This window comes from Alteromonas sp. KUL106 (assembly GCF_009811415.1).
Lineage (GTDB): Bacteria > Pseudomonadota > Gammaproteobacteria > Enterobacterales > Alteromonadaceae > Alteromonas.
Window position 1 is genome coordinate 57101 of sequence record NZ_BLIG01000024.1, and the last position, 26082, is coordinate 83182.

Genomic DNA, 26082 nt, shown 5'->3' on the forward strand with positions numbered 1-26082 from the left:
TTTAATCGTCTCTGGAAAGTTGCTGTAAGTGTTGAGACATGCGTTTACTCGGTTGCACTCCAAGCTCGCGGAACTTTTCGATTTGTCTCACCATATTCCCTCGCCCGCTGGTTAACTTATTCATTGCTTGATCGTAGCTTGCTTGCGCAGCATCCATCGACTTACCCACCTTCTCCATATCTCCGACAAAGCCGACAAATTTGTCGTATAGCTTAGCGGCTTGTTCAGCAATAAGTTGTGCGTTTTGGTTTTGGTACTCGTATTGCCAAATATTGTTAATAGTTCTAAGCGCAACTAGCAAGTTGGTTGGGCTTACCAACATAATATTATGATTTAGCGCCATAGTGACCAAATCTGGCTCTTGTTCAACAGCGATTAAAAATGCTGGCTCGATAGGAATGAACAGCAACACATAATCAAGTGTTTTTAGGCCTTTTAACGTCTGGTAATCCTTTGCGCTTAACCCTTTTATATGCCCTTTTATAGAAGCTACATGTTGACTCAAGAACTGTGCTTTTTCACTTTCATCATCGCAGTTATAATATCGCTCATAAGCCGCAAGGCTAACTTTCGAATCTATTATTACGTCTTTGTCGTTAGGTAAATGTACCACTACATCGGGCTGGTAGCGTTTGCCCAGTTCCGATGTTGCCGACACCTGTGTTTCAAATTCGTGCCCTTCACGTAAACCCGATTCCTTGAGAATACGTTCGAGAACCACTTCTCCCCAACTTCCTTGCTTTTTGTTATCACCTTTTAGCGCATTAGTCAGCGCAGCAGCTTCCTCGGTTATTTTCTGATTAAGGGCCTTCAAGCTTAAAATCTCAGTTTTAAGTGAGGCTCGCTCTTGCCCTTCGCGGATGTGCTGTTCTGAAATTTGGCGCTTAAAGCCGTCTAACTCGTTTTTGAACGGAGCTAGTACAGCTTCTATATTAACCTTTGTCTGTTGGGTGTACCGCTGCTGCTTTTCTTCAAATATGCGATTTGCTAAGTTTTCAAACTGCGTTTGTAGACGTTGCTCAGACGCGTTCATAGACGCCAGCTTATCTTCGTGCGCCGCATGGAGTGCTTGGATCCTTGCTTGATGCGCGTCGTTTTGCGCTTGTAGTTTCGCATTAGCAATGCGTTCATTGTTCAGTTCGCTCTGTAATTGCGCGTTGCACTGAGTGATTTCCGTAAATTTTGCTGAATTTAGTTGAACGCGAATAAAGGAATAAACAGAAAAAACACAAACGCTAATAAGAGCGATTAAAAAAGCGATGGGTTCGTTTGAAATGAGGGTAATTAACATAGTGCACATTCATACTGTTGTTTTGTACAGCACTATAAACAAAATGAGAAAAATATACCAACGTGTATCGGTGTTTACTATTCAAATAGCGTTCAAGAGGTATTATGCGGTATTACTGTTGGTTTAAATGAATGAATAAAACGGGCGCTTGCGCACCCGTTTTTTTCGTTAGGTCCAACGTTTTTAAACCCTGTAAAGCCTAAAAAGTTAGCATGGGCCCGTGCCAGCTAACCACAAGATTTTCTAGCGTTGAACCCATTCACTATTTAGAAAGTGAAGCATCAAGCTCTTCAATTTTTGCCTTCCAAATGGCAGGTCCGTTTTTATGTGCATTGGCGCCCGTGCTGTCTACTGCAACGGTTACCGGCATATCTTCAACGTCGAATTCGTAAATGGCTTCCATACCTAAATCTTCAAACGCAACAACACGGGATTTTTTAATAGCTTTAGATACAAGGTATGCTGCACCACCTACTGCCATTAAATACACCGCTTTATGCTTTGCAATAGAATCAACGGTTGCAGGGCCCCGTTCTGCCTTACCAATCATGCCAATAAGGCCTGTTTTTTCAAGCATCATATCGGTGAATTTGTCCATCCGCGTGGCTGTTGTTGGGCCTGCCGGACCGACTACCTCATCACCTACTGCATCAACTGGACCTACGTAGTAAATAAAGCGATTAGTGAGGTCAACGCCTTCGGGTAAGCCCTCACCATTTTCCATCATGGTTTGGATGCGTTTATGTGCCGCATCGCGGCCAGTAAGCATTTTACCTGACAGTAGTACCGTTTCGCCTACTTTCCATTCTTGGATATCTTCTTTCGTTACGTCATCAAGATTGACCCGGCGTGTATTTTCACTCACTTCCCAAGTAACCTCTGGCCAGTCTTCTAGCTTAGGCGGCGTTAATTCTGTCGGGCCCGAACCATCTAGATAAAAGTGCGCATGACGCGTTGCTGCGCAGTTAGGGATCATTGCCACTGGTTTTGACGCCGCGTGTGTGGGTAGAGACTTAATTTTCACATCAACGACTGTCGTTAAGCCGCCCAAACCTTGTGCACCAATACCAAGTTTATTGACGCGTTCAAAGATTTCTAAACGAAGTTTTTCGTCGGTGGTTTGCGGGCCGCGTTCAATGAGCTCTTGAATATCGACAGGATCCATTAGGCTTTCTTTCGCTAGTACAGCGGCTTTTTCAGCAGTACCACCGATACCTATACCCAGCATTCCAGGAGGACACCAGCCAGCGCCCATAGTGGGCAATGTTTTTACAACCCAATCGGCAATATCATCGCTGGGGTTTAGCATTACCATTTTAGACTTGTTTTCAGAGCCGCCACCTTTCGCAGCTATCATCACTTCGATCTTTTCACCTGCTACCATATCGAGATGAACTACGGCTGGCGTATTGTCTTTTGTATTGGTACGAGCACCAGCAGGGTCTGCAACGATAGATGCTCGCAATGGATTATCCGGATTTAAGTATGCGCGACGCGTACCTTCATCAACCATTTCTTGAACGGTCATATCCGTTTTGTCCCACGTAACACCCATCCCCACTTTTACAAAGCAAGTCACAATTCCGGTGTCTTGACATAAAGGTCGCTTACCTTCGGCAGACATTCGTGAGTTGATAAGAATCTGTGCCATCGCGTCTTTTGCGGCTTGGCTTTCTTCTTTGTTATACGCTTCTTCTACGGCTTTAACGTAATCTAGTGGATGGTAGTAAGAAATAAACTGCAGGGCATCTTCAATGCTGTCAATGAAGTCTTGTTGACGGATAACGGTCATGACATCCTCTTTTTATTTGGCTTTCGTGGTCTTAGCTAGCTAAAAAAGCGTATACTAGCGCATCTAAAGACAACGCACCATGTAAAACCATTCGCTTGAAGCGAATTCTAGTTATTTTTTTTAACAATGCCTGGAACATAGATATCGATACCTCCATCAGGAAGCGCTATCGCGAAATTTAAAACGAAAAATCGTAAATTTGATAATATGAACAAGGCAAGTTTTGTTGTTACTTGAAAGCAATAAACCTCAGTTTGTTAAGCGATAGCGAGCGCGACACCTACAGTTAATAGTATTGAAACAATTTATGTCACACGAAAAACCTATCCATGTACATGTATCCCGCTATACCAAAAGCGAAATTAGGGACGCTTTATCTCTGAATAATGTGGCGGACGATGCAATATTTAATGCATTATTCTCACATGTATCTACGCTACCCTATTCCATTTTATTCGATACATCTGGCTCAACCAAAAGCGAAGGCCGTTTCAATATCATGGCGTTTTCACCCACTGCGGTTATTGAGGCGTCCGAGGACCAGGTTTTCTTAATTGACCTTGAAGCATCTAAAAAACAATCGGTTTCTTTGCTTCCGTTTGAAGCAGTCAACGAACATTTACATGCTCGCGTAAAATCCGTAAACGTACATGCGAGTTTCGATACCAAACATCTGCCATTCATTGTCGGTGTCGCAGGAATGGCTGGCTATGACACTGGTCGTTTTTACGAGGCGCTTCCGTCTATCGCTAAAAATGACTACGTTACACCTGATTTCGCAGTTGGCCTTTATACCTCTTCAGTCATTGAAGACACGCAAACCGGCTATGTCTATGTTTGCTCGCCGGAGAACCTCGCGCTAGCTGAACTTTTTTCTTCTTCTAGCGCGACCGCTAATGCTCGTGATTTCGCGCTTACATCCTCGTTTGAATCAAACTTATCTAAACAAGAATACGAAAAATGTTTGGAAAAAATAAACGCTTATCTCAGAGCAGGAGATTGCTATCAGGTCAATATGGCGCAGCGTTTTAGTGCATCTTTTGAGGGAAGTATATGGCAGGCTTATTGTCTCTTGCGCGATCAAAATCAGGCGCCATTTTCTGCGTTTTACAACTTGCCTCAAGGCAGTATCGCCTCTATTTCGCCGGAACGTTTTCTAAGAGTCAAGAATGGTGTAGTTGAAACAAAGCCTATCAAAGGAACACGTCCACGGTTTGATGATGCTGAAAAAGACAAAGCAAGTGCTCAGAGTCTGCTTTTTGCGGAGAAAGACCGCTCTGAGAATCTCATGATCGTTGATCTTCTTAGAAACGATATTTCGAAACATTGTAAAGCTAACACGGTAAACGTTCCGGCGCTTTTCGCGCTCGAGAGTTACGAAGCGGTTCACCACTTAGTCAGTACAGTAACAGGCGAATTAAATGATAACGCTTCTCCCCTCGCACTTTTGGCCTCAGCGTTTCCGGGCGGCTCAATAACGGGAGCACCGAAGATACGCGCTATGGAAGTGATTGATGAGCTAGAACCTCATCGACGCAGTATCTATTGTGGTAGTATCTTTTATATGGGTTTTCGTGAGGACATGGATTCAAGTATCTGTATTAGAACGGTGTTAGCCGAAAATGGTCAATTACATTGCTGGGCAGGTGGTGGTATTGTTTTAGATTCAATACCCAGTGAGGAATATCAGGAAACGTTAGATAAAGTATCTAAGATCCTGCCCGTACTTGAATCAATTAACCAATAATAGGGTTTGAGCGACGTCGTTAAACTGTTGAGTTGATAAACATATATGACAAGAAGTGAATTTCTATCGCAATTTCATCATTTAAGACAGACCCACAGTGAACCCGACTTTCCTTTGAAAAAAACAGGGCGGCCTGCCGCAGTTTTGATTCCGTTAGTCGATTATGGAAATTCACTTCAGCTTTTACTTACTGAACGTGCTCATCACCTTAAACATCATCCCGGTCAAATCAGTTTCCCCGGGGGTGCCGTTGATGAGTCAGATAATTCATTTTTCGACGCAGCGCTTCGAGAGGCACAAGAAGAAGTCGGTTTGCCTTCAACAAATGTTGATGTAGTGGGTATGCTTCCAAAATATCGCACGATAAGCGGATATGAAATTGCACCTGTAGTGGGCTTTGTGAACCCCGATTTCACTCCTATCATTGATAAAAACGAAGTGGAAAGTGCTTTTGAAGTCCCTCTATCCCACGTATTAGATAGAAAAAATCATCTTGTTCACACCACACACCGTGACAAAAAAGCGTTCCCTATTTATTTTATTCCATGGAAAAACAGAATGATTTGGGGAGCAACGGCAGCAATGTTGCGGAATCTGTCTCATCATATTCACCCCTAAGTAATATCAGCCCGTACAGATAATTATTGTCTGGCTAAAAAAACAGGATACGACTTCATTTTGGCCACATCATGGTTACGCCCCACTCACCAGCTATAAATTAATCTTTACACCGTATTAGCAAAACTAATCATTCTATTAGCTTTTCTGTATTGTGGTTTTCACTTCCTAGATGCATGATCTCAATATTACTTTGTTTTAATTTTAGAAAGTTTATGATCAGTGTATTTGACATGTTCAGTGTGGGTATTGGCCCATCAAGTTCACACACGGTAGGTCCCATGAAAGCGGGGGCCGAGTTCGTCAGTGAACTCTCACAAAACCCAGAGATGTTTGATTCCGTAGATAGCGTAAAAGTTGAGCTATTTGGTTCACTTGGGCAAACGGGTGTCGGCCATGGTACTGGAAAAGCGGTCATTTTAGGTTTACTTGGTGAACTCCCTGATTTAATTGATGTTGACAGCATCGACTCTAAGCTTGAAGAAATACGAAACCGCGAACAACTTTGCCTGAACGGTGAAAAATACGTACGGTTTCCAAGCAAAAACGCCATTATCTTCCATCGCCGAAAAACGTTACCTAAACATGCCAATGCACTCACGTTTTACGCTTATGCCAAAGATGAGCTCGTAAAACAACAAACGTATTACAGCATTGGCGGCGGCTTTATCATTAAAGACGAGGATTTCGACGCGACGAAAGCACACGCAGCCAGCCTGCAAGCTGCTGTACCTTTTCCGTTTAAAACCGCAGAAGAACTTCTTGCTTTATGCAAAACAAACGGCCTTAGCATCAGCTCGCTAATGTTGCGAAACGAGTCAACATTTAGGCCGAAACACGAAGTTAAGCAACAGCTTCACAATATCTGGCTGGTGATGAAAGCTTGTATTCAGCGCGGAATCGAAAGTGAAGGTATTCTTCCTGGTGGCTTGAAGGTCGTTCGCCGGGCTCCGGGCCTTTATCGCCGTCTTCAGACAGAACATACAAACGATCCAATGCAGACTATGGACTGGGTTAACCTTTTCGCGCTGGCAGTAAATGAAGAAAATGCCGCGGGTGGACGTGTGGTTACTGCTCCAACAAATGGCGCGGCTGGCATTATTCCCGCGGTGCTGCAATACGTTGATAAGTTTATTCGTCCTGTTGACGAAGAAGTAGCCAGTCGGTTCCTATTAACAGCAGGTGCTATCGGCATACTCTATAAGGAAAATGCATCAATTTCTGGCGCTGAAGTTGGCTGTCAAGGAGAAGTTGGTGTGGCGTGTTCTATGGCAGCAGGCGCTCTTGCTGAAATCATGGGCGGCACCGCTGCATCTGTAGAAAACGCGGCTGAAATTGGCATGGAACATAACCTCGGACTTACCTGCGACCCAGTAGGTGGCCTTGTGCAAGTACCTTGTATAGAAAGAAATGCTATGGGTGCCATAAAAGCAATTAACGCATCTCGCCTCGCGCTTCGCGGAACCGGCGAGCACAAAGTGTCGCTAGATAAGGTGATAAAAACCATGCGCGATACAGGAAACGATATGAAAACAAAATATAAAGAGACCGCTAGAGGGGGTCTGGCTGTAAACATTATCGAATGTTAACGCATATTATAAAAAATGGGGCGAAATGCCCCATTTTTAAAATTGCGAGATAACAGCACCGTGAACAAATCGATTACTTGACCGGTAGCGTTACCCCTTTGAACATCTTCTCTACTTCTTCATTGTTTTTAAGCATCATCGCCTTTTCGACTTTATCTTTTGTTAAATGAGGCGCAAATCGCTCAATGAAGTCATACATGTAGCTTCTTAAAAACGACCCTTTTCTAAAGCCAATTTTAGTCGTGCTGTAATCAAATAAATGGCTCGCGTCAATCTTGACTAAGTCATCGTCTAGGTCTTCGCTTACCGCCATTGATGCAATCACACCAATGCCAACCCCCAGTCTGACATACGTTTTTATGACGTCAGCATCTGTTGCAGTGAATACAATCTTTGGCGTCAACCCTGCTCTTTCAAAAGCCTGATCTAATTCAGAGCGGCCCGTAAAACCAAAAACGTAAGTCACTAGCGGATACTTTGCAATGTCGGAAATATCAATCGTGCCTTTTTGCGAAAGCGGATGGTCTTTATTAACAATGACACTGCGATTCCAGTGATAGCAAGGGAGCATGACTAAATCGTTGTAAAGATGAAGGGCCTCTGTGGCGATAGCGAAATCCGCCTCCCCCTTGGCAGCTAAATCGCTTATTTGAGACGGGGTACCCTGGTGCATATGAAGCGAAACCTTTGGATACTTACTCATAAAACCCTGAATGACATCAGGCAGCGCATAGCGTGCTTGGGTATGAGTAGTCGCTATGTTCAACTTACCTTGATCAGGCAATGTATGTTCTCTGGCGACCGCTTTGATACTTTCAACCTTAGCCAGAATTTCCCTCGCAATATTTACAACATCATTTCCTGCGTCGGTAACATGAGTGAGGTGCTTGCCACTACGGCCAAAAATTTGAACGCCTAATTCGTCTTCCAACATACGAACTTGTTTGCTGATACCAGGTTGTGAGGTATACAAACTCTCCGCCGTTGCCGATACATTCAAATTGTTATTAAGGACTTCTACGATATACCGTAGTTGTTGAAGCTTCATATTTACACCGTTCTCATGCGAAAAACTGACATTGTTCTGACACCGTTATAACCAAAACTGCTTGTTTTTACTAGTTGCTATTACAAAAATGGCATTATAAAGTTGCATTTCATTCATTTTCTTACGATTTTAAGCAGTATTTCTTTGCGCTAGGTTAATTTGTTCTACATTATGGTGAAGTAAAAAGTAATGCACGGCAATAATCTGGTTATGATGCGTAGTAAACAAGTAACATCCACAATAGACTTCTCCTCAGTGCTTGCCGCCGCAGTGCACGATATGAAAAATTCTCTGTTTCTACTCATTCAGGCTATTGAGTCGTTAAGCACAATTGTGTCGGTTGAAAATGTTGAAGCACAGGAACAAGTCGCCAGCGTTCACTACGAAGCATCGAGGTTAAATACTAATCTGGTTCAAATTCTTTCACTCTACCGAGCTGAGTTAGAGAGTCTTCCCATTACCGTTGATGAAAGTTTTATAAAAGATTTAATAGAAGATGTTGTCGGTTCAAATACGCTGTATATAAAACAAAAGAAAATATCTATTTCCACTTCTATAGATGAAGACCTAAGCTGGTATTTAGACGGTGAATTGATTTACTTACTGCTAAACGATGTCATTATCAATGCAATGAGGTATGGAACGTCAAAGATACACATATCAGCAAAGGTAGACCAAAACGCAAATTTGGTAATTAGAATTGAAGATGACGGTCATGGTTACCCTCAATCTATGCTAAATAAAAGTCATGAAGAGCTATCTGATTTTGAATTAAGTCAAGGTCGCACCGGTCTGGGTTTGTTTTTCGCAAAGCTAATAGCTCGCGCACATTCCCAAGACGATAAAGAAGGAACTATCGCACTTTTTAACGGTGGTTCACTCGGTGGAAGTGTATTTGAAGTAAAAATACCGTAGTATTATTTAATAAAGTGAAGTAATTCAAAAAGTAACGCCTACATTAAAGTTGAGAGTGGCGTGATGAAAAATAGAACACAAACGGAAACACACGCATGTACGTGATAATTATAATTTTAATTGTTGTTTTGCTTATCGCGGCGATTTTTATCAATGCAATACAGCAGCATCGTCAAAAGCAAGAAGCTGAGCGTAGAGCAGAATTAGCTAAGCAGCGCGCGATTGTTGATGAAACCGATAAAGTCATTACTGCAAGTTTAAATATGCCGGTATCGTCACGCATTATGGGCATTTTGCACAATCGCATGCACAATGCGCTCAAAATCATGAATGAGTTGGCGAGTTCAGCGGATTTAAGGCAACGAATTTCAAGCAGCGAACAAGCAATGACAGCAGCCCTCTCCGACAATAGCGGTTCACTGGGCGAATTCACACTGCCGGATAACGACAAAATGATTATCCAGTATATTCAATCAGTGAAAAAGCTTCGTATTATGCTTCGTTCAGAGCACAGTAAAGGTCAAATTGATTCAAAAGTTTTTTCGGATGAAGATAAACAGCTTGAGCGTTTACAGGTTAAAGTCAATGTAGAAACGCTGATAAAACGCGGTCGCGCAGCTCTACAAACGAACATGCTAGGTTCTGCAAGACAGTATTTTGAAAAGGCAAAAGCGGCCCTTGAAAACCAAAATCCACAAGATGACTACTCAATGTCTAAACTGGCAACGCTAAATGAATGGTTGAGCGATATACAAAATAACTTGAAAAGCGTTAACGAAAAAGACCGGGTAAGAAGACAAGAAGAAGAAAGAGACGAGCTAGACGAATTATTTGCACCTAAGAAGAAGTGGTAGTGCTGGTCCCTGACGTACTTCAGGGATTGTCTAAGCCTTTTTATTGCGCATAATACGCTACCGCTAGATCCCACAAAGACTGAGCGGGTAGCGAAAGACTTCGTCTGGCGTTTCTAATTAAGCCTATGTTTTTAATAAGCGGCTCGTCAGGTACCTCCTTTACTACTAAGCCCAGTCCTTCCATTTGTCTTTTACAAATTGCCGGCATAACTGAAATACCCAAACCGTTTTGTATAAGCTTACCAAGGGTGGATAATTGGCCTGTTTCGGCAACGATATTAAGATCTCCATGCATGGCTAATTTTGTCTGGGTCCAATGACGCACAGCTGACCCTCTGTTCATCATAACGAGAGGCATCGTTAAGCAGTCAGACCATTTTATCTTAGTAGGTAGCAAAGAGGCTTGTTCTTGATTTGTCACTACGACGAACTGATCGTCGAAGAGACTCTCAAAGACTAACCCGTCTTTACGTTCTGGCTCAAAGGAAAAACCTATTTCTGAGCGTCCGGTTGATACTTCATGAATAACTTGTTCCATCACGACGTCAACAATTCGCAAGTTAACGTTAGGGGCTCGCTGATGAAACTTACACAAAATTTCCGGTAAATGCGCCTCCGCAAATGAAGGCATTGCGCAAATCGTTAGCTGCCCTTTCGCCATAGCAAACAAATTTTGAATGTCTGAAAACGTGTTATCCCAATCGTGAAGAAGTCGAACAGCATTGGGAAATAGAACCTCGCCTTCAGGGGTAAGGCTTACATTGCGCGTATTTCGTTGAAACAGTTTGCCTCCGAGTTGCTCCTCCATCTTTTTTATCGCAGACGACAAAGCAGGCTGTGTTAGGTGGAGATTAACGGCGGCTTCGGCAAACGTAGAGGATTTGGCCACTTCTACAAATGCTTTAATTTGACGGTAAGATACATCCATAGCGAGCGCGCCCTTATTAATAAATTATATTTATTAATAGCAAGATTAATTCGATTTTACAAATCTAGCAACAATGCTGATACTTATTTTTAACAAATAATATTGGAGAAAAAGTATGGCAGGATTTAACAAAGTTGTATCGTCGTACGATGAGGCGATGGCCGGTCTTGAAGATGGTATGACAGTCATTGCCGGAGGCTTTGGTCTTTGCGGCATACCAGAAGGTCTTATCAGTCAAATTAAAAAAATGGGCACTACCGGCCTAACGGTTGTATCCAACAACTGTGGCGTGGATGGCTTTGGCCTGGGTCTTCTCCTTGAAGATAAGCAAATAGCCAAAATGGTATCTTCTTATGTTGGGGAAAATGCGCTATTTGAAAAACAGCTCTTAAACGGTGAGCTAGAAGTAGAGCTTACGCCACAAGGTACGCTAGCAGAAAAAATGCGAGCAGGTGGTGCAGGCATCCCGGCATTCTACACGGCTACGGGCTACGGCACGCCTGTAGGCGAAGGAAAAGAAGTAAAAGAATTCAATGGACGTCCATACATTCTTGAACACGCTATTACGGGTGACTTTGCCATAGTGAAGGCATGGAAAGCAGATACCTTCGGAAACTGTATTTATCGTCATACCGCACAGAACTTTAATCCTATGGCAGCTACGGCAGGCAAGATCACTGTCGTAGAAGCCGAAGAAATTGTAGAGCCAGGCGCGCTTAACCCTAGCGAAATCCACACTCCGGGTATTTATGTAAATCGCGTAATTAAAGGGTCTTTCGAAAAACGCATTGAGCGTCGTGTAGTCAGCAAGGAGACAGTATAATGCTTAGTAGAGAACAAATTGCGATGCGCGTAGCCCAAGAGTTTAAAGATGGTGACTACGTTAATTTGGGCATTGGCATCCCTACCCTTGCAGCCAATTACGTGCCCGATGATATCAGCGTGATGCTTCAGTCGGAAAACGGCCTTTTAGGTATGGGACGCTACCCTAGCGAAAGTGAAATCGACGCTGACATGATAAACGCAGGTAAGGAAACCGTAACGGCAATAACGGGCGCGTCTATCTTCAGTAGCGCTGAAAGCTTTGCGATGATCCGAGGTGGGCACGTAGATTTCACGGTGCTTGGCGCTTTTGAGGTCGACGTATCGGGAAATATTGCGTCATGGATGATCCCAGGCAAGTTGGTCAAAGGCATGGGTGGCGCTATGGACCTTGTTGCCGGCGCAAAGAACATCATCGTTACCATGACCCATACAGATAAACACGGTAATCCAAAGCTACTTAGCGAATGCACGTTGCCATTAACCGGTGTAAATTGTATTACGCGTATCATCACCGATTTAGCAGTACTGAGCGTTGAGAATGGCGCATTTGTGCTTCAAGAGCGTGCTCCAGGCGTGAGCGTCGACGAGATTAAAGAGAAAACGGGTGGAAAACTCGTTGTCCCAGACAACGTACCTGAAATGCATTTTTAACCCACCTATTGATTGGGTTTCGTTGGTTCGCGCTTATCAAGCAACATTTAAGTAGTTGATTGGTAAACGTGAACCCTACCAGTGGTTCTCTTTTTGCTTAGTCACTGCTTAATAGCAGTGACGTTTTTTAACATCCAGAACCTCTAACCGAGCCGTTCGATAAGCCTTTCATTACGCTTTACATTAAGGGATAATGCGCCCGAACAATTATCTTTAAAGGCTTTATTTTCTTGCTAGTTACTGATTTACCTGTAAACCACAAAATTATTTCAAAGCTCGAAACCAAGAACATTTCGACGCTAACCGAAATTCAAGAACGCACAATGCTTCCTGCTATTCAAGGCAAGGATATTATAGCGTCATCAAAAACAGGGTCAGGTAAAACTTTCGCCTTTTTGGTACCAGCCATTAACCGACTACTATCGCAAAAAGCACTCAGTCGGCAGGATCCACGTGCACTTATTCTCGCACCAACCCGCGAACTAGCTAAACAAGTTTTCATTGAAACGAAGTCAATGTGTACGGGTTTAAATCTGACGTGTTCACTCATTGTGGGTGGCGAAAACTATAATGACCAAGTTAAAGGGCTTCGCCGCAACCCGCATATAATTGTGGGCACTGCTGGTCGCGTTGCGGATCACCTTTTAGATAAAAGTATGTATTTAAACGGTTTAGAGCTTCTGATCTTTGACGAAGCTGACCGCATGCTAGATTTAGGGTTTTCTGCACAGCTTAAGATGATTAATGACTATGCTGATCATAGAAAGCGCCAAACTATGCTGTTCTCTGCCACGCTTGATAACATCGAGCTCAAGCACATGACTGCACAGTTAACTAAGGGGGCTGTCAGGGTAGCAGTTGGCGACTCAACTGCCGAGCACGGTGATATTGTTCAGCAATGTTTTTTCGCTGATAACGTTCAAAATAAAGACCAAATTTTACAATTTGAATTGATAAATCGTGAATACAATCAAGCGATAGTTTTTACTGCAACCCGCGAGGACACAGATAGAATTGCTGCGCTTCTTAATGCGCAGAATCTTGAAGCCATTGCGCTTCGTGGTGACATGTTGCAAAGCCAACGTGCTGCAGTAATGAGCGCGTTTGCCCGTGGACAGCATAGTATTCTCGTTACTACCGACCTTGCATCTCGCGGTCTAGACCTGTCAAAAGTTGGTTTAGTGGTTAACTTTGACCTTCCTAAGAATGCTGATGAATATATTCACAGAATCGGCCGTACTGGACGTGCAGGGCAAAAAGGCGAAGCGTTCTCTTTAATTGGCCCACGTGATTGGAACAGCTTTGAAGCGTTAAAAAGCCACCTGCAATATGCATTAGAATGTTCGGCACATGATGAATTCGCTGCGTCGTTTAAAGGTTTAAAACCGAAGAAAAAAGTGACGAAAAAAGCCAGTGTACATAATGGTAAAAAGCGTGTCGCTAAATCTGAAAAGACGGGCGCAAAAAAGCGCGTTGATACCATGTCGGGAGAAGATATCGGTATGGTCCCTGTTAAACGCAAACCAAGAAAATCGCTCTCGGATGATGAGTGAAATTAACAGGCAATAGTTAATACCTAAACCGCCGCTAATGCTCATAAGCGGCGGGCAATATCACATTTAGTTTTAACGAACATTCTCTTACATTTTCTTTTTCAATCTTTTGCGAGTTTATGTTGTACTCTATTCAGCACATATCGTTAACCTGCAACGTTATGAGTTTAATATAAACATGAGTAAAGCTTCTTAAGCCTTTCTTCAAAACGGATTTTGCAAACATGAAAGCACGTAAACTCGTATTAATATCACTCTTCGCTGTCATTGTTGTTGCCGCACTTTTTTATCAGGAAATAATTGCGCGTGTATTATTACCTCAATACATCGAGTGGGCGCGTGAAACTGATCAGAAAGGGCTTAATGATGGTGTTCCGTTAAACGAAAAAGAACGATTGCTCGCATCAGAAATAGGCATTAAACACCCAGAAAAAGTAAGAATAATTTATGTAGACCAAGTACCCTACCCTTATGAAAATTTTGCTTTGAAGGTATTTGGTGAAGCTGTTGGACTCGTTGGCGAAGGAATTATTAACAACGCACAGGTTTTCGGTTATTCAATTTATGCGCGCAAAGACTTTGTACTTAATAAGCCAAAGTTGGCTCACGAGTTAGTGCATGTACTTCAGATTGAAAGAACCAGTTTAGATGACATTGTCACACAACATTTTTTTGACATGGCGGAATATGGCTACGACAAAGCACCGCTAGAAGTAGAAGCAGTAAAGGCAAATGAAAAATACAGCACTGATTGGTAGCTTTTGCTAGGTAGTGTGTAGCGTGCTTTTTATAACGCTACCTATGTATTTCTCAGCTTAGAGCAGCGTGCATTACTATTTATAAAAATCTCAACGTTCTGCTTAAGACGAGGAGCGGACGTTCAAGACTCTCTGCTCTTGGTTCCGATCTTTTCCAAACTCGGCCGTGCAACAGCACCTTAATATCTTATACCAGTCCGCATACATCGTATTTATACATCTCCTTTCGTTAAATTTGGCATTGCAATATCACGTTGAATGTTGAAAACATAAGCTTCTAATACAAATTCATTTGATACCCATACGGAAATCAAGCGTAATAAACCACCATGTTGATAAACTCTTCAGGTTCACGATGAAGACGGTGATGAAGAATATGGCAGTACAACATCGCGACGCTCGGCGGTCCCTGCCAAAAGGCCCCGTAACAGCGGCATATGAACGAAAAGTGGATGCGAGGGAGGTGCGACGAGATGACGCGCAAGTCGCTCTAGCGGCAAAGTTTGATGCTCTGCACGCGTCTCTTGCCTCGCTCCCACCAGTACCAGTAAATACTGAAAAACTGACAGAGAGCAGCTCTATCAGCAGCAGTCCGCTATTACGGTTATTGGCGCGTTCCTTGGCATCCGCCCAGTCCTTTTTTCAAAAGAAATGGTATTTGTGGTCTTTTGGTCCACCACCGAGAGGTATGTACATTCATGGCCCAGTTGGGGTTGGCAAGAGCTTTCTAATGGATCTCTTTTTTGCGTCGGTTACTGTTCCTGATGATAATTTTCGCTGTCATAAAAGCCACAGCAACACGCACGCAAAAATAACCAAACGCCGTGTCCACTTTCATGAATTCATGTTAGACGTCCATCATCGAATCTTTGTCTACAAACAAACGCACCCCAGAGATGATGCGATCCCTGTTATTGCGCAACAATTGGCACAAGAAGCCCAACTCCTCTGTTTTGATGAATTTCAGGTGACAGACATTGCCGATGCCATGATTTTGAAGCAGCTGTTTTCACATTTATTGGATTGTAATGTCGTGGTGGTAGCCACCTCGAATCGATCCCCTGATGCCTTGTATGAGGGAGGCATAAACCGCTCGCTCTTTTTGCCATTCATCGACATGTTGAAAGACACGACAGACATTATTTCAATGGAGGACTCCCAGAAAGATTATCGACGCGAAACTCGCGCGGATGGTGGATCCTATTTTTTGTCAGACACAGGTGTTTGTGGCGATGTTGATAAAAACATACAGGCGAAGTTAGAGGCAATATTTGGTGGTACAGCGTCCGGAAGTGAGACCGAAACCATTTCCGTTTTGTTTGGTCGCACCGTTCAGGTAGCTCGATTAAATGACCGATGCGCCTGGTTTGATTTTTCCGAGTTGTGCTACCAACCGCTCGGGGCGGCCGATTATATTTCCCTCTGCTACCGATTTCAGGTCATCATCATGGAAGGCGTTCCCCAACTAGACGCCAATCACCTCGACGAAGCGCGGCGATTCGTTACCCTCATTGATGCGTGTTATGAAGCTCGCACTCGTTTAGTGCTGACGTCACAAGTCCCGCTTAACGAATTGTTTGTCGATTTTGAAGCGCACGTTGAAAGCAATGATGGCGATGGAGAATTAATTGTCAGTGAGAAGGGAGGAAACTCGAGTTCCTTTGCGACGACCATGATTCGCACCAAAAAGGGTGAATATTATGAGTGGTCGGCGACGGGGCGAGTTGGCGTGTCACTGGCACAATTTTCGTCCGCCAATGATCTCGCCTTTTCCTTTCGACGAGCCGCATCTCGGTTGGTAGAAATGGGGGGAAAAGAATGGGGACGGCAATGATTCCTGAAAAGTATTCATTTAACTCATGTTCAACTAGCCTTAGCTTCGGCTAACACAGTGGGTGGTACTTAGCGTTTATCTTTCTTATGAACGACGCGAGAAGTAGACACCTTTCCCCAACTACGAGTTATGCTGACATTTATGAAAAAGCTGCCATTAGGCTGCTATTTTTTGTCTGAAATAAAAATCTGCATTACGTTAATGCGGTAGCGTTAAGTTGACAGGATACCAACACCAGTGAAACCCAATTCAATGTTGAGCGTGGGGAAAAGCTCAGCGGTTATGAACGTAAAGCCTGCCGCGGCCATCGCGTTTGGCTCTGTACAATGCTTTATCACATTGACGCATTAAAGAGTGTGTTCTTTCCCCACTAATATATTTGGTGTCCACCTCAGAAAAGGTTAGATTTTTTATAGCAGCACCTATCTGAAGCTCATGGTAACCATTGAGGATACCATTCGACATTCTTACGGTCACCGAAGCCGAAGTCATTGGCAGTCAAAGAAGCCTAGACTTCAACAGATTTTGATACGTCCAAAGCGTCGTCAACGTTTATGCGTTATTTGCGGACAAAAAAAAACGAGCGCTTGATTAAAGCACTCGTTTTAACGATTTCTCTTTCATTAGCAAGACGCTAAGCAAACCCATCAACGGCGCTTGCGCAAAGCTGTAGTGATGGTGCTTCACTAAGTATAAACTTAGTACTCCCACCATCCTTCTTGCCACCAAGCCAAAAACTCTTCGAAATCGATGAAACCATCGTCATTACTATCGATAAGCTTAAAGCCTTCTTGTACGTGGCTCACTTTGGTTTTTGGCGAAATAACGGTTAAAAGCTCAATGAACTCAGGTAAATCGATTTGGCCATTGCCATCACGATCGAAAAAGCTGAAGTCCTTTCTGATTTCTTCAATTTTAGATTCTGAAAGTTGAGTGCTCACTCGCATTCCTTAATTTCAACTGCAATAAGTTCGAGTGTAACGCCCTTCTTTCTGACTGTCTACGCCTGATTTTCTTTCGCTTTAAGTGCGCGTAAACGTTGAGCTTCTGCTTTTTCTTTGCGCTTTTGTTCCATGGTTAAGCGCGCTTCGGTTCCCACATGTTCCTGTTGACGCTCTTTCGCCAGTTGGACCTGCTTTTCACGTTCTCTAAATCGCGCGATTTGATCGTCGGTATGCGTACCATAGCAACGTGGGCAGCTCACGCCAGGCTCGTATTTATCGCTTTGCTTGTCTTCTTCGGTAATTGGAAGCCTGCACGCGTAGCACTGCTCATAATGACTTTTTTCTAAATCATGGTTTACAGCAACTCGATTATCAAATACGAAGCAATCACCTTCCCACAAGGACTCTTCTTTTGGTACATCTTCTAGATACTGTAAAATACCGCCTTCTAGATGATAAACCTCATCAAAACCCTGCTCTTTCAGGTAAGCCGTAGATTTTTCACAGCGAATCCCGCCGGTGCAAAACATAGCGACCTTTTTGTTTTTAGTTGGGTCGAGTTCTTTCGCCACATATTCAGGAAACTCGCGAAAGGTTTCGGTTTTAGGGTCGATAGCGTTCTTAAACGTACCGATCTCAATTTCATAGCCGTTTCGCGTATCGATGACCGTTACGTCTGGGTCGCTTATGAGCGCATTCCAGTCTTTGGGCTTCACATAGGTGCCTACGGTTCGACGGGGGTCGATACCCTCTACGCCCATGGTCACGATTTCTTTCTTAAGCTTTACCTTCGTGCGGTAGAACGGCTGCTCTTCGTGAAGTGATTCTTTAACTGAGATAGGATTCATACGTTCATCGCTGTTTAAATAAGCGAGTAATGCGTCGATACCTTCTCGCGTACCGGAAACTGTTCCGTTTATGCCCTCATGGGCAAGAAGAAGTGTACCTTTGATACCATTTGCTTCCATCGTCTCTAGAAGCGGCTGGCGGATTTCTTTATAGTTTTCAAGCGCAACAAATTTATACATTGCGCATACAATATACTTGGACATAGTTTAACCTTTGCTGATTGGAGCGTAAGACCAGTGCAAAATGCGGCGCGCAATATAACAAAATTGGATGTTAAAAACTAGGGTTGATGCCGTAAGACGTTTTCGTGGTTGCAATAAAACGCTATGCGATATTTTCGAATGAAGGAACATCTATATACGCGTCTTTTTTAAACACGTCATTTGAATCACGGTTTCCATTGTGTGAAGAGAGAATATCGTACAGTAATGTATTGTCCTCTTTCAGAGTATTCGTAACCTGCTTCTTTAATCGTTTCTGAGTCGCTAGACTGCAATTATTCATAACGTCATCGGGTATACGCTTGGCGTCATCTATTTGCGCTAGTGGCGGAGGCTTCATGCAGAGATGTAGCCTTGCGCTCGCATAGTTTTGTGATACTAAGCTAGAGAATGCATGCATGTTTTCCCATTCACTCTCGCTGGCCGCCAGTGAAGGACGTCTATAGTGATTAAGCGAAGCGAGTTGAGACTCTATACTTTTTCTATTGTCACCGGCCGACGGTGCCGCGTCTATCTCAAAAGGCTCAGCAACGCTATGCTGCTGCATAGCAAGATATAGAGAAAACAACGCCCCTTGTGTTGATGCGCGCGCGAGTACCCCACTTCGCTCCCAGTAAATACTGGGATCGATAGGTGTTTGGTCACTCGCTGTAGGTGTATCCATCAAAATGCATCATTGTTACTTAATTTGTATACTTATGTTTTCGGCAAGATAATGTTTTTCTTAAGCTTATTTTTAAAAGTTAGATATACTTTTATTAAACCTTTGAGGGCACATTCACGGATGCGAAATGCAATTTAGCAACAAACAAGTGTTGATTGTGGAAGATCAACGCCCTTTTCTACTTCTTCTTAAAGGGCTGATGCATTCAATGGGCGCTTCGGATGTAGTCACCAAGTCGTCTGCTGAGCAGGCTGTATCACTTTGTAAAAAGCATAAATTCGATATCGTGATATGTGATCTGCATTTAGGGGCAGAAAATAAAAATGGGTATGAACTGGTAGAGGAGTTGCGCACCGGTAGCCTTATTCAACCGACGACGGTTTTTATTCTTATTAGTGCCGATAGCGCGCGTCCTATAGTGTTAGGTTCCATCGAACGCCGTCCGGATGATTTTCTTATCAAACCTTTTTCACAGGTACAATTAAAGTCGCGAATTGTTCGCGCTTTTCAAAAGCGAAAATTTTTAAAGCAAGCATATACACTCATCAGTAAAGGTGAAATTAACAGCGCAATCGATCATATAGAATCCCTACTAGATTCGCCGTCCCATTATAAAGGACATTGTGAGCAACTTTTGGTGGAGCTATATTGGCGTATCGGTATGCCAGAAAAAGCACTTGATGTTTTGAATGACTATATTGATGGAAAGCCTGTTCTCTGGGCGCAGATCGCCGTTGGCAAAACCTACCTTCAGCTGAAAGATTATGAAAAAGCGATTTCAATTGCAAAGAGAACGCTGAAGCGCAACAGGTTCAACGCGGATGCTCACGATATTCTTGCGCACGCTTACCAGGCTATGACCGCAGGTGATAAAGCGTTGGAGGCCATTAAAGAAGCGATAAAACTCTCGCCCTATTCGCTACCAAGGCATTTCAAAGCCTGTGAAATTGGTAGAGAGAATGAAGACTTGCTACTCGCCGCTAATTCCAGTTTAGCCATTTGGGATTTATCAAAACGTACCGTTCATAAAACAAGCCTGCATTGGTGTGGAATTATTAGAAGCTATTTAGATATAGCCGAATTTGCCGAAGATAAAAAGCAGCGTAATAAGTATCAACAAGAGGCCCTTCTTACACTTCAGCGGGGAAAGTTTGACGAACACCTTCAAAAAATTGACCGTGATTTTGACGTAAGTATTTTTGGAAATATCGTAAACGCTAGAATAAGTGCAATAGATGGTAAATTGATAGATGCAAAGCGTCACTTAGCGTCATCTCAGAACTTAATTGAAGATAAATATACCGAGGTTCCTACCGCTTATATTCCCGATAGTATAAATGTGATGTTCAAATTGGGAGAATTCGATGATGCGGTAAGACTTAACGCATTGCTTGAGACCCGTAGCGACGTGCTCGACCAAAACAGCGCAAGCATGTTAAAAATTCAAACTCAAAATGCACAAAAAAGTTTTGCCAGCTATCAGCAATTTAATCGTGAAGGAATACAGCATTATCAACAAAAAGACTACGAGCGTGCTAAGGCCTCATTTGCTCTCGCACAGGGTTTCGCGCCTGTGAATACTGGCGTTGCACTCAACCTTCTACAATGTCTCCTTCAAATAGCGATAGAAAAAGACAGTGCAGACGTTAATTTAATCAACGAATGTAAGCGTTTATTTAAGCTCATCGACGACATGTCACTTAGGGCTCCTTATAAAGACAAGTATGTCAATCTTCGAGATGAACTCTCTCAGTACATAGGTTTTTGACGGTCTAATTATGATCCTCCCACCTCTCGCCGTTGCGAAAGTTCGCAAGGACTTAATTGCATCGTGGTGTTTGTCAATCACTGATGTCAACACCCCATTGCCTCACAAAACACATATACTGTACATTTGTACAGTTTTAAAAATCGTGATATAACACGCAAGGTTTTAGGGCCTAACCAAATAAGCCACAGGGAAGATTAATACCCGTCCGCAGAGATAATTACCCACTCAGCGAGACTTAAATTGTTCGTAATCGAGGCGTGTTACCGCAGGTATAGTGGTTCTACATTAAGGTGGCACAACAAAGAGTACGGACGTTTTAAACTCGCCCTAAGGGAAGGTTTGGCAAGCTTCTCAGTGGGCAATCATCTCTGCGGTTTGATATAAGATTACTGTTCCATTTTGCGTTTTAAATCTAAGGAATCTCTCATCTGTAATGCACGATAAACTTATACAAAAACTCGAAATACTCTCTGACGCTGCAAAATATGACGCTTCATGTGCAAGTGGTTCAGCAGGAAAACGACAGGCAGACAAAAGCGACAAAAGTGGTATAGGCTCACTTACCGGTGGTTCGGGGATATGTCATAGCTTCACACCTGATGGTCGGTGCGTTTCTTTATTAAAAATATTGATGACAAACTATTGTATCTACGATTGTCACTATTGCATAAATAGAGTATCAAGCAACGAGCGACGCGCCCGTTTTTCAGTTAAGGAAACCGTAGACCTTACGTTGAATTTTTATAAGCGCAATTACATCGAGGGCTTGTTTTTAAGTTCAGGTATTGTCGGTTCGCCAGATTTGACCATGGAAAGTATGGTGCGAATTGCTAAATCCTTGCGGCTCGATCATGGATTTAAAGGCTATATTCATCTTAAAACCATCCCCAATGCCTCGCCTGAATTGCAGGCGGAGGCTGGTTTATATGCTGATAGATTAAGCATCAATGTAGAAATGCCAACCCAACCCTCGTTAAATAAATATGCACCAGAAAAAGACTTAGGCGCTATTCACGGGGCGATGAATACGTTGAAAGACAAAATCGCAGAGCATAGGGTTGAAAAAACATATACAGGAAAACGCCCTCCTCGCTTCGCCCCTGGTGGGCAATCGACGCAGATGATCATCGGCGCTGATGATTCCAGCGATAAAACCATTTTAGGAACAAGCGTTAAGCTCTACAGTGAACAAAAATTACGTCGCGTTTATTACTCTGCGTTTTCACCAATACCTGATGCGTCAGACGTTTTACCGTTAAAGCCGGCTCCCTTGATACGAGAGCACCGACTCTATCAAGCCGATTGGCTTCTGCGTTTTTACGGTTTTACTCTCGATGAGATTGTGCATGACAACATGCTTGATATGGAACATGACCCTAAACTTGCTTGGGCTTTTCGAAATCGCCATATATTCCCTATCGATTTAAATAAAGCCGATAAGATGCTTCTATTACGCGTGCCGGGCCTCGGTGCACGCACGGTACAAAAAATTCTCTCGATACGTCGCTACACGAAGATCAATTGGATAGACCTGACGAAGATGAAGCTCCCGTTGAAAAAGTTGAAACCGTTCATTAGCGTAGGCGATTACCGACCGGATATTCATCTTCTCGACAGTAACAACTTTGAACTTCAGTTTAAACAACCTAAACAGTTTGAGCTATTTGGCGGGTAGACACGTTCCCCTTAAAGGTAGTTGTAAAATGAAAGCGATAACCATTACCTCAGTACCTGGATTTGAAGCATGGCGTGATGCCTCGAGAATGTGTTTAGCAGAATCAATCAGTCCTGAAAATGTGATTTGGCAAAATACGCAGCATGCTATCCAAGACGACCTTTTTGGCCATCAAGAAGCAACCGAAGTGCTCAATAAGCCAGGTAGGAAGCATACCGTTCCAAAAGCTGCCTTAGCGCTTTTTAAATACGCAATTTGTCACAGCGATGATACCCGTTTCGCACTGTGTTACCGAGTTTTGTGGCGGCTTGTTTATGAGAATAAAAACCTTATTCAATTGAAAACTGATGACGATATTATCAAGCTTTTTGCCATGGCAAAGGCGGTAAAGCGCGACGCGTATAAAATAAGCGCGTTTTTACGGTTTAGAGAGATCAATGTTGGCGGAAAAGCCCACTTCGTCGCATGGTACGAGCCGGAACACTATAGTCTAGAGTTGAAGCTTGGTTTTTTCCAAACCCGTTTTAAGAACATGCGATGGTCTATTCTTACTCCTTATCGCGCCGCTCATTGGGATACGGAAACACTTATCCTTGAGGATAACCCAGACTCCAGTGCTGTCCCCGACAGCGATCGTATCGAAAGTTACTGGCTAACTTACTACGCCAATATATTTAACCCTGCTCGAATCAAAACCAATGCAATGTTAAGTCAAATGCCTAAGAAATATTGGAAAAATATGCCTGAAACGTCATTAATTGACGATATGATTAAACAGTCGGACGCCCGTGCACGCAAAATGATCAGTGATGGAAGTAAACACTAATCAAGTATATGTCCACGTGCTTTAAATAGCGTTACAAAGTGCAGCTTGTAATCATCTTTCCTGTTCACTCATCTAAACCCATTTGTTTTCTTACTTCTTTCGCCCATTGAGGTCGGGATTGCTCGTAATCCCAAATGCTGGCAGGCAATTTAATATTCCTATTAGCCTTTTTCAGTGCGTCGAACATCGCCTGTTTGTTGATGCTGTAGTTCTGATACATCAGTTCATGCACTGAACCATCTTTTAGGCGTATAAGATTACGTAACATGCGATGAGTAGCGCTTTGTACCTGGACCAATTCAACTATATTATCTGTTGAAACAGTCAATTCTTTTCCGCCAAACAAAGGGTCGTTGTAGTAAAACGTATCGGAGGTAACCCTAATCTCAACCTGTCTATTTATTACCCATAAGTAAGCTGCTATTCCCAGCAAAAGACATTCAGTTATCGCAACTAGAATCAAAACGATAGGCTCGAATTGGCCCTTGATCAAATAGTTCTCGCAGGCCCAGTATATAACAGGTAACAAACATGCATTCGCCAGCACAATAAGACTAAACCGACGAGTTCTACGTACAAAATGATAATGGCTGTGCATTAATAAAACTCTTTTTACATATGCGCTTGGCACTGACTTGCAATGTAACGCCTACCCCTTAAAGTTGTCTACAGTCTTAATCAGGTCCTCTATGTTTTCAAGCAGTGTCTCACGTTGCTTATCAGTAAGGGTAGAAAAGACCTCTGAAATTAACGTAGCGGTAACTGTCATATTGTGTGCACTGCTCTGCTTATAAATTGCCGTTTTATAACTATCAGGGTTTTGCATCAGTGCCACTAGGTCCCTTTCAAAGTCGTTATTGAACTTACGCGTTACAAAGAGCTTTCTTGCTGCATCTTGTATATTTCTGCGGTATTTAAGCCACTCCTCACCGGTGGGTATGAACTGGGATGCATATGTACGCACTATTTGTTTTTGCTCACTAGTAAGCTTCCCAATGCGTTCACTTATTGTCTCCTCTATACGTGTAACGCGGTCCTCTAAACGCTGTTTTTCTGTTTTTTCGAGCACTTCTTGTCGCTCTTCTTCTTCCTCTTTGTTGTCTTTTTCAAGCGCAGCAAAAAGAGAGACAACTTGCTCATCATCCAGTGTTTTGGCAATTTCGGCCAATTCTGGGCTAACCTCATCTCGCACTCTCTCCCAATGCGATCTTGCATTGACAAGGTGCTTGTAAACAGAGCTGGAATCTAAGCTTCCTTCTTTCACTTGTCGTTTAATATCGATAAGTTGAGATTGATAGCGTTTAAGTTCCGATGTCTTATGCCAACGAAGCCAGTTTTGTAAATAATCATCGAACTTTTCTTCTTGCTCATCCTTAAGCTCAATATAATCGTCCATATACCAATAAACCCACCAATCAAGGTTGTTATAGGCCAGTTTAGAACTGCATGAGGCAAGAAACATGGTAAAAAACAATACTAACAGTGCGCGCATAACTCTTCCTTTTATGTTAACTACGTTAGTAGCAGAAAAACCGCTTATTTATTTTGAGAATCAAAGAGCATAAATAGAGGGTAGCTCGCCCTATTGCGAGGCTGTACTATTTTTCGTGACGGAACTACTCTTTTGAACAATGTTAATGTTAACTTTACGAAGCGAAACCCTATCGGTACTTTATCCATAGTGCCCGAAAAAAGAAGGACTTTATTGTGTCAAAACGTGTCGCAATTTTAACCTCTGGTGGTGACGCACCAGGTATGAATGCATGCATTCGCGCCGCAATTATTGCGTGCCAAAAAGCCAAGTTCACCTTGCTCGGTTATAAACACGGATATAATGGTTTACTGCATCAAGAGTATATTTCACTCTCTCTTGATTCGACCCACAACCTTATCCAGCAAGGCGGTACCATTTTACATAGCGCGCGATGCAAAGCATTTGAATACCAAGAGGGGCAGATAAAGGCTGCAGAAAACTTGAGGCAGGCGGAAGTCGACACGCTAATAGTGATTGGTGGCGACGGATCATTTCGTGGCGCAGCCAAGTTAAGTGAACATTGGGAGGGGCAAATAATCGGTATTCCTGGCACTATCGATAACGATATAGCGGGAACAGATGCAACTATTGGCTATTTCACCGCCATTGACACAGCGATGAGTTCGATTGATAAAGTTCGCGACACGGCAGATGCCTTTGAACGTATATTTCTCGTGGAAGTAATGGGGCGTAACGCTGGATTTTTGGCGCTGAATGCAGCGTTGTCTTCGGCTGCAGATTATGTGATTGTGCCTGAATTTTTTGAATCTCCCGACGTGGAAATAAGCAAGATAGTGGCGCAGATAAAAGCGCAGCGTGCACTAAAAGGTCCTGTAAGTTTTATTGCTGTTGTGGCGGAAAACGTGTGGCCAAACGGCTTACCAGGTCTTACCCAAGCATTGCAGCAGCATGGCATTAGTGATGTTAGGCCTGTTACATTAGGTCATGTACAACGGGGTGGCTCTCCTGTTGCGCAGGACCGTCTACTGGCAACAACCCTTGGGGAGCATGCCATACGTTTAGTAGGCACTGATGTGAACAACGTTATGGTAGGTGAAGTAAATCAGTGCCCCGTTACCGTGCCTTTGTCAATGACTTGGGAAAATTCAAAGCCACTCAACGAGGCGCGTGTAGAGGCAATGCGTACGTTAATGAATGAGAGGTACGTGGGTCAATGACCTACGCCCTTTGACCA

23 protein-coding genes are annotated in these 26082 nt (G+C 43.2%); 14 read left to right on the top strand and 9 right to left on the bottom strand.

What is annotated here, in order from left to right:
* Position 1: 1 nt before the first annotated feature.
* Both rmuC and GVO63_RS08315 read right to left on the bottom strand, forming a co-directional pair.
* Positions 2 to 1291, bottom strand: coding sequence for a DNA recombination protein RmuC (gene rmuC, locus GVO63_RS08310; RefSeq protein WP_159579062.1), 1290 nt, complete (start codon positions 1289 to 1291; stop codon positions 2 to 4).
* A gap of 262 nt (positions 1292 to 1553) precedes the next feature.
* On the bottom strand, positions 1554 to 3083 hold the full coding sequence (locus tag GVO63_RS08315; RefSeq protein ID WP_159579064.1) for a fumarate hydratase: 1530 nt from the start codon (positions 3081 to 3083) through the stop codon (positions 1554 to 1556).
* Positions 3084 to 3390: 307 nt separating this feature from the next.
* Between GVO63_RS08315 and pabB the strand changes: the two genes are divergently transcribed.
* From pabB to GVO63_RS08330, 3 genes are all read left to right on the top strand, one after another.
* Positions 3391 to 4830, top strand: coding sequence for an aminodeoxychorismate synthase component I (gene pabB, locus GVO63_RS08320; protein ID WP_159579066.1), 1440 nt, complete (start codon positions 3391 to 3393; stop codon positions 4828 to 4830).
* Positions 4831 to 4875: 45 nt separating this feature from the next.
* Complete coding sequence (locus GVO63_RS08325; RefSeq protein ID WP_159579068.1) at positions 4876 to 5448, top strand: CoA pyrophosphatase; 573 nt, start codon at positions 4876 to 4878, stop codon at positions 5446 to 5448.
* Positions 5449 to 5663: 215 nt separating this feature from the next.
* Positions 5664 to 7037 carry an L-serine ammonia-lyase gene (locus tag GVO63_RS08330; protein ID WP_159579070.1) on the top strand — a complete coding sequence of 458 codons (1374 nt, stop codon included), beginning with the start codon at positions 5664 to 5666 and terminating at the stop codon, positions 7035 to 7037.
* A 73-nt stretch (positions 7038 to 7110) separates the two neighbouring features.
* Here GVO63_RS08330 and cysB read toward each other — a convergent pair whose 3' ends face one another.
* On the bottom strand, positions 7111 to 8085 hold the full coding sequence (cysB, locus tag GVO63_RS08335) for an HTH-type transcriptional regulator CysB (RefSeq protein ID WP_159492639.1): 975 nt from the start codon (positions 8083 to 8085) through the stop codon (positions 7111 to 7113).
* Positions 8086 to 8295: 210 nt separating this feature from the next.
* On the opposite strand from cysB, the gene GVO63_RS08340 reads away from it, so the two are divergent.
* Positions 8296 to 9000, top strand: coding sequence for a sensor histidine kinase KdpD (locus GVO63_RS08340; RefSeq protein ID WP_159579072.1), 705 nt, complete (start codon positions 8296 to 8298; stop codon positions 8998 to 9000).
* 95 nt (positions 9001 to 9095) lie between these two features.
* Positions 9096 to 9854 carry a hypothetical protein gene (locus GVO63_RS08345; RefSeq protein WP_159579074.1) on the top strand — a complete coding sequence of 253 codons (759 nt, stop codon included), beginning with the start codon at positions 9096 to 9098 and terminating at the stop codon, positions 9852 to 9854.
* Positions 9855 to 9894: 40 nt separating this feature from the next.
* Here the strand turns inward: GVO63_RS08345 and GVO63_RS08350 are convergent, their stop codons facing one another.
* Positions 9895 to 10782 carry a LysR family transcriptional regulator gene (locus GVO63_RS08350; protein WP_159579076.1) on the bottom strand — a complete coding sequence of 296 codons (888 nt, stop codon included), beginning with the start codon at positions 10780 to 10782 and terminating at the stop codon, positions 9895 to 9897.
* Between the two features lie 115 nt (positions 10783 to 10897).
* On the opposite strand from GVO63_RS08350, the gene GVO63_RS08355 reads away from it, so the two are divergent.
* The 5 genes from GVO63_RS08355 to zapE all read left to right on the top strand — a co-directional run bounded on the left by GVO63_RS08355 (position 10898) and on the right by zapE (position 16403).
* On the top strand, positions 10898 to 11605 hold the full coding sequence (locus tag GVO63_RS08355) for a CoA transferase subunit A (RefSeq protein ID WP_159492636.1): 708 nt from the start codon (positions 10898 to 10900) through the stop codon (positions 11603 to 11605).
* The gene (locus tag GVO63_RS08360; protein WP_201281890.1) at positions 11605 to 12258 is read left to right on the top strand and encodes a CoA transferase subunit B; all 654 of its coding nucleotides are present in this window, start codon (positions 11605 to 11607) and stop codon (positions 12256 to 12258) included. The genes GVO63_RS08355 and GVO63_RS08360 overlap by 1 nt, the downstream gene beginning before the upstream one ends.
* A gap of 230 nt (positions 12259 to 12488) precedes the next feature.
* Positions 12489 to 13811, top strand: coding sequence for a DEAD/DEAH box helicase (locus tag GVO63_RS08365; RefSeq protein ID WP_159579078.1), 1323 nt, complete (start codon positions 12489 to 12491; stop codon positions 13809 to 13811).
* A 224-nt stretch (positions 13812 to 14035) separates the two neighbouring features.
* Positions 14036 to 14569, top strand: coding sequence for a hypothetical protein (locus GVO63_RS08370; RefSeq protein ID WP_159579080.1), 534 nt, complete (start codon positions 14036 to 14038; stop codon positions 14567 to 14569).
* 376 nt (positions 14570 to 14945) lie between these two features.
* Positions 14946 to 16403 carry a cell division protein ZapE gene (gene zapE / locus GVO63_RS08375; RefSeq protein ID WP_236552093.1) on the top strand — a complete coding sequence of 486 codons (1458 nt, stop codon included), beginning with the start codon at positions 14946 to 14948 and terminating at the stop codon, positions 16401 to 16403.
* Positions 16404 to 17101: 698 nt separating this feature from the next.
* Here the strand turns inward: zapE and GVO63_RS08380 are convergent.
* The 3 genes from GVO63_RS08380 to GVO63_RS08390 form a co-directional block, all read right to left on the bottom strand.
* Positions 17102 to 17350, bottom strand: coding sequence for an EF-hand domain-containing protein (locus tag GVO63_RS08380; protein WP_159492632.1), 249 nt, complete (start codon positions 17348 to 17350; stop codon positions 17102 to 17104).
* A gap of 53 nt (positions 17351 to 17403) precedes the next feature.
* Entirely contained in the window at positions 17404 to 18399 is a 996-nt protein-coding gene (locus GVO63_RS08385; protein WP_159579084.1) for a rhodanese-related sulfurtransferase, read from the bottom strand.
* A 121-nt stretch (positions 18400 to 18520) separates the two neighbouring features.
* Positions 18521 to 19081, bottom strand: a complete 561-nt coding sequence (locus tag GVO63_RS08390; protein ID WP_159579086.1) for a VC2046/SO_2500 family protein — start codon at positions 19079 to 19081, stop codon at positions 18521 to 18523.
* Between the two features lie 127 nt (positions 19082 to 19208).
* On the opposite strand from GVO63_RS08390, the gene GVO63_RS08395 reads away from it, so the two are divergent.
* The 3 genes from GVO63_RS08395 to GVO63_RS08405 all read left to right on the top strand — a co-directional run bounded on the left by GVO63_RS08395 (position 19209) and on the right by GVO63_RS08405 (position 23353).
* Entirely contained in the window at positions 19209 to 20849 is a 1641-nt protein-coding gene (locus tag GVO63_RS08395; RefSeq protein WP_159579088.1) for a response regulator, read from the top strand.
* A 436-nt stretch (positions 20850 to 21285) separates the two neighbouring features.
* Entirely contained in the window at positions 21286 to 22527 is a 1242-nt protein-coding gene (locus GVO63_RS08400; RefSeq protein ID WP_159579090.1) for a putative DNA modification/repair radical SAM protein, read from the top strand.
* Between the two features lie 28 nt (positions 22528 to 22555).
* On the top strand, positions 22556 to 23353 hold the full coding sequence (locus GVO63_RS08405) for a TIGR03915 family putative DNA repair protein (RefSeq protein WP_159579092.1): 798 nt from the start codon (positions 22556 to 22558) through the stop codon (positions 23351 to 23353).
* Between the two features lie 64 nt (positions 23354 to 23417).
* Here the strand turns inward: GVO63_RS08405 and GVO63_RS08410 are convergent, their stop codons facing one another.
* Together GVO63_RS08410 and GVO63_RS08415 are read right to left on the bottom strand one after the other, a co-directional pair.
* On the bottom strand, positions 23418 to 23951 hold the full coding sequence (locus GVO63_RS08410) for a hypothetical protein (RefSeq protein WP_159579094.1): 534 nt from the start codon (positions 23949 to 23951) through the stop codon (positions 23418 to 23420).
* A 51-nt stretch (positions 23952 to 24002) separates the two neighbouring features.
* On the bottom strand, positions 24003 to 24845 hold the full coding sequence (locus GVO63_RS08415) for a DUF6279 family lipoprotein (protein ID WP_159579096.1): 843 nt from the start codon (positions 24843 to 24845) through the stop codon (positions 24003 to 24005).
* A gap of 215 nt (positions 24846 to 25060) precedes the next feature.
* Between GVO63_RS08415 and GVO63_RS08420 the strand changes: the two genes are divergently transcribed.
* Complete coding sequence (locus tag GVO63_RS08420) at positions 25061 to 26065, top strand: ATP-dependent 6-phosphofructokinase (RefSeq protein ID WP_159492624.1); 1005 nt, start codon at positions 25061 to 25063, stop codon at positions 26063 to 26065.
* Positions 26066 to 26082 lie beyond the last annotated feature (17 nt).